The sequence below is a fragment of the Thiohalocapsa sp. ML1 genome, assembly GCF_001469165.1.
Lineage (GTDB): Bacteria > Pseudomonadota > Gammaproteobacteria > Chromatiales > Chromatiaceae > Thiohalocapsa.
Genome location: NZ_JABX01000089.1, coordinates 1 through 7,834, shown reverse-complemented (window position 1 = coordinate 7,834; position 7,834 = coordinate 1). Strand labels below are relative to the sequence as shown.

Here is a 7,834-nt window from a genome sequence, read left to right as displayed (position 1 = left end):
CAGGACATGGCGAAGCACCAGCGCGAGAAATCGCGCGCCGGGCAATGTGCGGTACTCCCAACGGTTGCGCTTGGCGTGGCGGTAGCGGAAGGTCACCTGCCCGTTCTCGCAGGCGAGGATGTCCTGCTCGCGGATGACCCCGCGGTAGAGATAGCGCCCGAGGTAGACCAGTGCCTTCGCGCCGCTGCCGACGTGCTTGCAGTCGACCACCCAGTCCTTCGGATAGCTCGGCGGCAGCGCGAGTCCGGCGCCGGTGACGAGCAGCTTGCCGCGGAAGACCTTGGCAAGCGCCTTGTGGCTGAACAGATAGGCGCCCTTGCCGGCGCTGCGCTGGTTGCGTTGCTTGGTGCGCCAGCGCCGCCGCTCGGCCGCGATGGCCGCCGCCGGCATGACCACATGGACATGCGGATGGTAGTCGAGCCGGCGCGAGTGGGTGTGCAGCACCGCAATGGCACCGGCCTCGCCTTGCAACTGCGGATCGTTACGCGCGAAGGTGCGCAACGTCTCCCAAGCGCAGCGGGTCATCAGGTCGTAGAGCGTGCGCTGATTGGCCCACGCCAGAGGCCGCAGAGATGCCGGCAGCGTGAACGATAAAGGGGTCTGAAGATAAAGGGGTCAGTGAAGATAAAGGGGTCAGAGCCCTTTACGCCAGCAGACTGACTTGACTGATCAGTTGCCCGACAGCGGTAGTTGCTCCGCGGCGGGTTTGCGGTTTTCCGCATCCCCCCTCCGAGGGGGCGTTCTGGGGAGAAAAAAGGGACAGACTACGTTTTCTATCGTCCCGGCAAAGCGAGAGCCCCAGAAAACGTGGTCTGTCCCCTATTGCTTCGCTCGCCGACACCCGCCGCTTCACCGCCAGCCAGTCCAGAAACCGTCCGATATCCGCATCCGCCAGCTCGTTCGGCGACCGCCCGCCGTGAAAGGCGATGAAGCGCAGCACCCAATCGAGATACCCGCGCTCGGTGCGGATGGAATAGCCGCGCCGGCGGATCTCGGTCACCATCCTGTCCACCACCGCCTGATGCGCCGCCCGCACCGTCGCCAGATTCGTCATCGGCCCTGCCGGCTCCAGCCCTTGCACCTCCGGCCCATAATCCCGCGCCACCGTCGGGTGCTCCGGGCTCATCGTCTGCGCCGAGGCCCGCCAGTGCGACCAGTCCACCGCCGCAACCCAGGGCGCGCCCGCGGTGACGCCTAGAATCCGTATAGCATCGACCATCTGCACGAACTGCCACGTCGCGAGCGACGTCTCCCGACCCGCCGCGGACAGATACCCCGACACATCCTGTGCCGACAGTTGCGCCAGACGCTTCGGCTGAATCGCCTCCAGAAACCGCTCCGCGCGGAGCACATACCACCGCCGCTGGTCCGCCCGCACCTGCGCTTTCTCCAACTGCGCGAGATAGTTGGACCAGAAGCGGGCGACTTGCTCGGCGCGGGTTGACATGGGCGTTGATGGGGGCATACCTTATGCGCGCGTCAGGCGTAGGCGGAAGGCGCGAGGGGTGCGGAAGCGTGATGCGGTGCGTTGCGTTTGGGCGACAGGTTAGCAGAAAGACGGATTACGTCTAGGCCCATATTTCCTGATTCCGGAATATCCAATATTTCAAATTCCGTCTATTACACGTTAGCGAAGATCAAGCCCCTCAACGGAAGCACCTTCAGTAGATGCAGAGATGGCAAACGGCAACGGCGATTCCGTCGGATTCTACACCAGCCTTATACTAGTTGGTTTCCTGGGAGGTGGCCTGCTGGGGTTGTCCCAAACTGACAGCTCCGAGGCAGCGCTCATTTACGCCCTATCAGGCGCCGGTTTAGGCTTCCTTGCAGCCCGAATTCTCCACCTTGCAGCAGTCCTTGTCCTTGGGGTGCTCGCGTTATTCATTATGGTGGGTGTTTTTCTATTTCGATTCAATGCTTTAGCGCCGGGTTTCCTACCTGATCTGTTCGTCGATGAGTTTGCACGAGACTATCAAGAGTACCGCGAACAGACTGGAGCTAAAGCTTTCGCTGTGGCGAACGGAGAAAATCGTCGTGTCTGGGGGTGGTCTACAGGTCGGGCTGACCAAAAGGCAGCAAATCAAGCGGCTCTGGGATCATGCAACGCTCTCAGGCAAGAGTACGCCGTTTCATCGACATGCAAGATCTATGCAACAGGAAACCTGTTGATCCCCCCCGATCTGCGTGGTCGATGCACAATTGGTCTAAGCATTTCTGATCTGGATGCTTACGGTTACTCGGGGACGACAATACACTCTGGCGCACGAGTGGAAAAGGTCTACAACAACTTACCCGCTGCCGCTGCTGGTCTCCTACCGGGTGACATCATCTATGAAATTAACGACAGGAAAGTGACGGGGACCGCCTTTGTCTCTTCGTATACCAATCAGAATTGCGGCGAGGCACTTACGATCTTGTACCTTCGTCATGACTCGCATACATTGCAAGCCTACCCCGTACGGAAGTCAGGCAGGTGCATCATTGGCGTGCAGATATCCGACGTAACCAACCTCTTATCGAGAGGCGAGCTTCTCAACTACGGCGCAAGAATCGATGCTGTGGAACCTAATAGCCCAGCCGAACGTGCTGGCGTAAAGGTGGGCGATGTGGTTCACCACATTGACGGCGAAAAGGTCTGGCATACGCTGTTCCTTTCTGACTATATCAACACTGCCTGTAGGGAAGTCTCGCTTTCTATCCTGAGGTACAGCAGCCACCGGGCTGTTTCAGTAGAGCCAATACAAGGTCGCTAACAAATCCGCCAGCCCGACGCCAAACTGCGGCGGGCGCTTCGCGCGTCGCCGCAGTTTGGCGCGGGCTGCGGTTGACGTTGGACGAAGCAGGGAGACGATAGCATGCGACTCAGAGCGATTTTTCTAACGGTCTGCCTGCTGTGCGGAACGCAGGCACAAGCAGCAGGCGACATGTACATTGTCATAGCGGATGCACTCAAGGTCCGCTCCGGCCCGAACACCTATTCTGACGTTGTCACGAAGCTTCCCTATGGTGACGCAGTCAGAGTATCGTCAGTGGTAAGCGACACGACAAGAATCGGCGGCAAGTCCGGCAAATGGGTCTATATAACTTTTGGTAATGGCGGCTCCGGCTACGTATTCGATGCTTTCTTGTCTTTGCCGAACAAGGTCAAGAGCAAGGGTACTCGCTCATTCAGCGCCTACCGACAAGGCAACAAACATTTCCGGAACGGAAGGTATTACCATGCGATAAGCTCTTTCAGTACTGCCTGGGACACCGCAACCGCCGACCTTGAAAGAATGCGAGCAATTGGTGGTCTAGCGCAGACAGCAAAGACCCAGGGGAACATCAAACTGGCAAAGGATTACGCGGATCACATCCTCAAGATGGACCCAGGGAACAAGTACGCCCTAGAGATCAAGGGGCTCGGTCGATCACGTAGCACCTACTCTTGGAGATCCAGCGAATACTGCTCGAACCGCGCTGTAAAGTGTCTAGCAATGACCTGGGGGCCTGACGTTTGCAGCACCGCCTTCGGGCATTACTTCAAGAAGGAATTCGGTTTTGGCGTCAATGACGTAATCGGTAGCCCTAGCTGTTCCTACGCGATCAACACGGCCCTACAAGAGGGTTTTACCGAACAAGACTTGCAGATTGCGGCAGTCACCGGCCTCCTCGATGAGATTGGTAGCGCTGGCCTGAATCACGATTCGGGGTTCGGTCAGCTAATCGGCTACATCGGTTACGGCGCATCGCTAGCGATTAAGTTCAATGTTTTCGATACCTGCATGCGGAAATGCAACTGACACGTCCAACAAGAGGCTCGGCCCGACCGCATGCTGACGACCCGCCGCTGACGCTGGCGGCTCGTCAGCATGCGCCGGGCTATGCATGACGTTCGGCAACAAAGAGGCCGAAAGCTTGAAGCAGGCTGACCATTTGTAGGACAGATGCATGGCAATAAAAACGACAACCATAAAAAGGCTCTACGCCAAATCGTCTAATCAGTGCGCCTTTCCAAAGTGCACTGCTCCAATTATCGTAGATGGAATAGTGGTTGGTGAGATTTGTCATATTAGAGCCAGGCGTAAAAACGGACCAAGATATGACCCGGAGCTTTCTGCTTCCGATAGAGATGGATACGATAATCTATTGCTTCTTTGCAAAACCTGTCACAAGCTTATTGACTCAGATCCCGGAAGATACCCGCCGGAAGCGCTTAACGGAATAAAGCAACAACATGAAGAAGGTGGAATCGTAGAAATCACCCCGCAATTGGCAAAAGACGCGCAATTACTTTTGGATAAATTCGAAAAGAAACCATCCGCTTCGGCGCGAGCAAGGAGCAAAAATGGGGACAGACCACCATTAATTCGCCAGGCGAACGAATCGCCCAACTAGCGCCTCGGCCCGACCGCCCGTTGCCGCGCCGTCGCTTCGCTCCGGCGCGGCAACGGGCGGCGGGCCAGGCTTGACGTTGGGCGAAGACCAAGCCACGAGACTCTCTATGCAATCGAATATCCACGGAATCGCTGTTGTTATTGCCTTTGCCTTGTTGACCGCTCGCATCTGCATGGCATCGCAAGAAGGTGCCTGCAGCATTGACCTCTCTGCCGATGCGCTTGCAACTGATGATCCAGCCGTCACGCGGGATTTAGAGTTCACTCCAGGTACGTGTTGGCAAGTAGATAGTTATTCGGAAGCCGGCCGAGGTTTCGTTCCATTCCAAGAGTTTGACATGAAAGCGCTCAAAGCGCTCGCCAGTCGCGGACTCCGCGGACTGCGCGATGTTGAAAAACAATGGGGGACAGACCACGTTTTTCGACGTGCCCCGTTCATAAAGAACGTGGTCCGTCCCTAGTTTTCCTCTGGCGAGGAACACCCGCGAGTAGGCGCGCCGCTTGCGCGTGTTCGGTCGCAGCCGTTCGTGCAGCCCGCTGCGCTCCGCCGCGGTGCCGATCAGCCACAGCAGGATCGCCGCCAGCGAGGCGATCAGCACCAGCACGGTGAAGCGGCCCGCGCCCTTGGAGGCGCTGCACTCCAGGCCCTCGCCGAAGTGCTGGCTCTTCATGTCGCGGAAGCTGAGCTCGATCTGCATGCGCTGCTTCGAGACCTTCACCAACCGCTTCGCCGGCCAGTCGGCAAGCCGCGTCGATGCCGCCAGCAGCCACGGCTCGCTCAACATGGACACGTCGGTGGACCCGGCAAAGCGGTCCTCGGCGGTCAGCGCGGTGGTGCCGTGGCGGACGAGCAGCCGAGCCAGGCGTCCCGGCGTGGGAGCGCCGTCCTTGGCGCGACGGCCGCGCAGCGCCGGCTGACGCTGCAGGGGCGCGCCGCGCGACGCACAACGGCCCGCGCGCGTTGCCGTCAACACCCGCCTGGTCGATACTTTACCCAAGGTTCCACGGCCCGCGGGCGGTCTCCATGCAATCAAGCACAGAACGGGCACAGAAGCACAGTCAACCCCTCCGGGCCATCGAGATGTGGGTTCCGGACACGCGCCAGCCGGGCTTCGCCGATGAATGTCGCCGCCAGTCGCGGCTGTTGAGAGACGATCCGGGCGAAGCGGACACAATGGACTGGCTTGATCATGCTGCGGATCGCGACGGCTGGCGGTGAGGCGAGGCGACCTGGTTGCGGTCGCGCTCTCAGGCGACTACGGCAAACCGCGGCCGGCACTGGTGATCCAGTCCGACCTGTTCGATCAGCACCCATCGGTGACCATTCTGCCGGTCACCAGCGAGTTGCGCGATACGCCGCTGTTTCGCATCGACGTTGCCCCGAGCGAGCAGACCGGACTGCGCAAGCCGTCGCAGGTCATGGTGGACAAGGCGCAGACGATCCCGCGCGGGAAGATCGGTAAGCAGATCGGACGTCTTTCCAACGAGGAGTTGATTGCCGTAGACCGGGCGCTGGCCGTGTTCTTCGGATTTGCCTGAGCCGAGCGGGGTCACAGCGGTCAGGGGTCACAGGGGCCAGATCTCACATGTAGCGCTACGCCCGTGCACACTGGGTCGGCGGCCCTCTCTGCCGCGGCACGTCTCTTCGCGGCCGGGCCCCCGCGCCCTACACCGGGGGCCGAGCCGCCGAGCCCGCTGGGTCAATTGCGCATGACCGCAGGCTTTATCGCTGTGCATGAAACGACGCGGCACCCCTGTTTGCGACGGCAACGTTGCGGGAAGCGCGGAAGCATCGTAACGTATCGACATTGAAGATACGTCGGAGAGCGACGATGCGTGTAACCGTGAAGAAGTGGGGTAACAGTGCCTCCGTTCGCATTCCCGCAGCCATCATGGAAGCGGCGCAGCTAGCACTTGATGACGTGGTGGATATCCGCGAAGAAAGCGGATGCATCGTCATCGAGCCGATGCGCGCAGCGGGATGCGACTTGGCGGAATTGCTGGCTGGGATTACGCCCGATAACCTGCATGCGGAAGTCGGCTTCGGCGAGCCTGTCGGTAAGGAATCGGCCTGATGACGCGGCGTTACGTGCCCGAGGCCGGCGATATCGTCTGGCTGCAATTCAATCCGCAGGCCGGGCACGAGCAGGCGGGACACAGACCGGCGCTGGTTGTCAGCCCATCGACTTACAACGGCAAGACCGGGCTGATGCTCTGCTGCCCGATGACGACCCAAGTCAAGGGCTACCCTTTCGAAGTCCTGACAACAGGCGAGCGCCCGAGCGCTGTTCTGGCCGACCAAGTCAAGAGTCTCGATTGGGTGGCCCGAAAAGCACAGCTAAAGGGCCGGGCTTCTACCGCGCAACTGAACGACGTGAAGGCCAAGATCATCGCCTTGCTTGGCCTAGCGCCCGGGCTGTGAAAGCGATCGATCGCGCCGATGCTCCGGTGTTGTCGTGAATCCATGGGCGCCCCGGCGCCCCGTTTGCGGCAAGTGCACGCTGAGGCGACGCATGTCTTGGCGCGCAAAACAATGGGGAAAACAATGGGGGACAGACCCTGAGGTGTCCCCACAAAATCGCCTCCCACCTAACTGTTTATCCGGACAGTAGCGCATCGTGATGACTCGCGACCCATTGATCCGGCGGCCCGATGGCATCGGCGAGCGTCGCGACGGCCGCCTGACAGTGCGCCAACGTCAGCAGCAGCCTGGCGAGGAACACCCGCGAGTAGGCGCGTTGCTTGCGCGTGTTCGGTCGCAGCCGCTCATGCAGCCCACAGCGCTCCGCCGCGGTGCCGATCAGCCACAGCAGGATCGCGGCCAGCGAGGCGATCAGAACCAGCACGGTGAAGCGGCCCGCGCCCTTGGAGGCGCTGCACTCCAGACCCGCGCCGAAGTGCTGGCTTTTCATGTCGCGGAAGCTGAGCTCAATCTGCATGCGCTGCTTGTAGACCTTCACCAACCGCTTCGCCGGCCAGTCGGCAAGCTGCGTCGAGGCCACCAGCAGCCACGGCTCGCGCGCACCGCGGGCGGATTGCCGGCTTTTCTTGGAGCGCGCGCGCTTGCCGGACGCCGTCTTGTCCTGACGCCCCTGCGGGGCTTGGCGCACCAGCACGAAGCACGCCCGCAGCGGATTGCTGCGCACCCACTGGCCGATGCCAAGCGCGACCGGCGTCTGCGTCGCCCGCTCGAACAACTGCTTGCAGCTGTACCAGCGCCGCTTGAGCTCGACGCCGTCGCGCCCGCGCACGCGCCCCAGCCAGCGCCAGCCCAAGCGCTCGACCTCGCGGTAGAACGGTACCTTGAAGCCGGAGTCCGCCACGATGATCGGCGCTGCGCTCGCCGGTATGATGTCCGCCAACCGCTGCAGGAACCGATGCTGTACCTGCCGATTGCCCAAGTTTTCCTGCGTGTGAACCTCCTCGTACAGCGTCAAGCTGCGCCCGCCCACCGGCAG

Annotated in this window: 10 protein-coding genes and 1 pseudogene; 7 read left to right on the top strand and 4 right to left on the bottom strand. The window is 60.6% G+C overall.

Annotation, left to right across the window (positions count from 1 at the left end; translation table 11 throughout):
* Both ML01_RS26165 and ML01_RS31210 read right to left on the bottom strand, forming a co-directional pair.
* Positions 1 to 594: pseudogene (locus ML01_RS26165) on the bottom strand (transposase); the annotation flags it as partial.
* Between the two features lie 49 nt (positions 595 to 643).
* On the bottom strand, positions 644 to 1,447 hold the full coding sequence (locus ML01_RS31210) for a site-specific integrase (RefSeq protein ID WP_058558314.1): 804 nt from the start codon (positions 1,445 to 1,447) through the stop codon (positions 644 to 646).
* Positions 1,448 to 1,676: 229 nt separating this feature from the next.
* Between ML01_RS31210 and ML01_RS28145 the strand changes: the two genes are divergently transcribed.
* The 3 genes from ML01_RS28145 (at position 1,677) to ML01_RS28135 (ending at position 4,377) form a co-directional block, all read left to right on the top strand.
* Positions 1,677 to 2,753, top strand: a complete 1,077-nt coding sequence (locus ML01_RS28145) for a PDZ domain-containing protein (protein WP_082674697.1) — start codon at positions 1,677 to 1,679, stop codon at positions 2,751 to 2,753.
* 102 nt (positions 2,754 to 2,855) lie between these two features.
* A complete protein-coding gene (locus tag ML01_RS28140) occupies positions 2,856 to 3,782 on the top strand; it encodes an SH3 domain-containing protein (RefSeq protein ID WP_082674696.1) in 927 nt (308 codons plus the stop codon).
* A 148-nt stretch (positions 3,783 to 3,930) separates the two neighbouring features.
* Positions 3,931 to 4,377: an HNH endonuclease signature motif containing protein gene (locus ML01_RS28135; protein WP_082674695.1), complete on the top strand. Its 447-nt coding sequence runs from the start codon at positions 3,931 to 3,933 to the stop codon at positions 4,375 to 4,377.
* Positions 4,378 to 4,630: 253 nt separating this feature from the next.
* On the opposite strand, the gene ML01_RS26150 is transcribed toward ML01_RS28135, so the two are convergent.
* Complete coding sequence (locus ML01_RS26150; protein WP_058558312.1) at positions 4,631 to 5,350, bottom strand: transposase; 720 nt, start codon at positions 5,348 to 5,350, stop codon at positions 4,631 to 4,633.
* Positions 5,351 to 5,400: 50 nt separating this feature from the next.
* Here ML01_RS26150 and ML01_RS28130 point away from each other — a divergent pair, with 50 nt between their 5' ends.
* From ML01_RS28130 to mazF, 4 genes are all read left to right on the top strand, one after another.
* Positions 5,401 to 5,595 carry an antitoxin MazE family protein gene (locus ML01_RS28130; protein WP_082674694.1) on the top strand — a complete coding sequence of 65 codons (195 nt, stop codon included), beginning with the start codon at positions 5,401 to 5,403 and terminating at the stop codon, positions 5,593 to 5,595.
* Positions 5,592 to 5,915: a type II toxin-antitoxin system PemK/MazF family toxin gene (locus ML01_RS26145; RefSeq protein ID WP_058558311.1), complete on the top strand. Its 324-nt coding sequence runs from the start codon at positions 5,592 to 5,594 to the stop codon at positions 5,913 to 5,915. Before ML01_RS28130 ends, ML01_RS26145 begins: the two co-directional genes overlap by 4 nt.
* Positions 5,916 to 6,208: 293 nt before the next feature.
* Positions 6,209 to 6,451: an AbrB/MazE/SpoVT family DNA-binding domain-containing protein gene (locus ML01_RS26140; RefSeq protein WP_058558310.1), complete on the top strand. Its 243-nt coding sequence runs from the start codon at positions 6,209 to 6,211 to the stop codon at positions 6,449 to 6,451.
* Positions 6,451 to 6,798, top strand: coding sequence for an endoribonuclease MazF (gene mazF, locus ML01_RS26135; RefSeq protein ID WP_058558309.1), 348 nt, complete (start codon positions 6,451 to 6,453; stop codon positions 6,796 to 6,798). The genes ML01_RS26140 and mazF overlap by 1 nt, the downstream gene beginning before the upstream one ends.
* A gap of 175 nt (positions 6,799 to 6,973) precedes the next feature.
* On the opposite strand, the gene ML01_RS26130 is transcribed toward mazF, so the two are convergent.
* A partial coding sequence (locus tag ML01_RS26130; RefSeq protein ID WP_058558308.1) for an IS4 family transposase occupies positions 6,974 to 7,834 on the bottom strand: 861 nt, incomplete at its 5' end.

Excerpts from the sequence above, each read along its gene's own strand:
- ML01_RS31210 (WP_058558314.1), bottom strand. The coding sequence starts at position 1,447 with ATGTCAACCCGCGCCGAGCAAGTCGCCCGCTTCTGGTCCAACTATCTC.
- ML01_RS28145 (WP_082674697.1), top strand. The coding sequence starts at position 1,677 with ATGGCAAACGGCAACGGCGATTCCGTCGGATTCTACACCAGCCTTATA.
- ML01_RS28140 (WP_082674696.1), top strand. The coding sequence starts at position 2,856 with ATGCGACTCAGAGCGATTTTTCTAACGGTCTGCCTGCTGTGCGGAACG.
- ML01_RS28135 (WP_082674695.1), top strand. The coding sequence starts at position 3,931 with ATGGCAATAAAAACGACAACCATAAAAAGGCTCTACGCCAAATCGTCT.
- ML01_RS28130 (WP_082674694.1), top strand. The coding sequence starts at position 5,401 with ATGCAATCAAGCACAGAACGGGCACAGAAGCACAGTCAACCCCTCCGG.
- ML01_RS26140 (WP_058558310.1), top strand. The coding sequence starts at position 6,209 with ATGCGTGTAACCGTGAAGAAGTGGGGTAACAGTGCCTCCGTTCGCATT.
- mazF (WP_058558309.1), top strand. The coding sequence starts at position 6,451 with ATGACGCGGCGTTACGTGCCCGAGGCCGGCGATATCGTCTGGCTGCAA.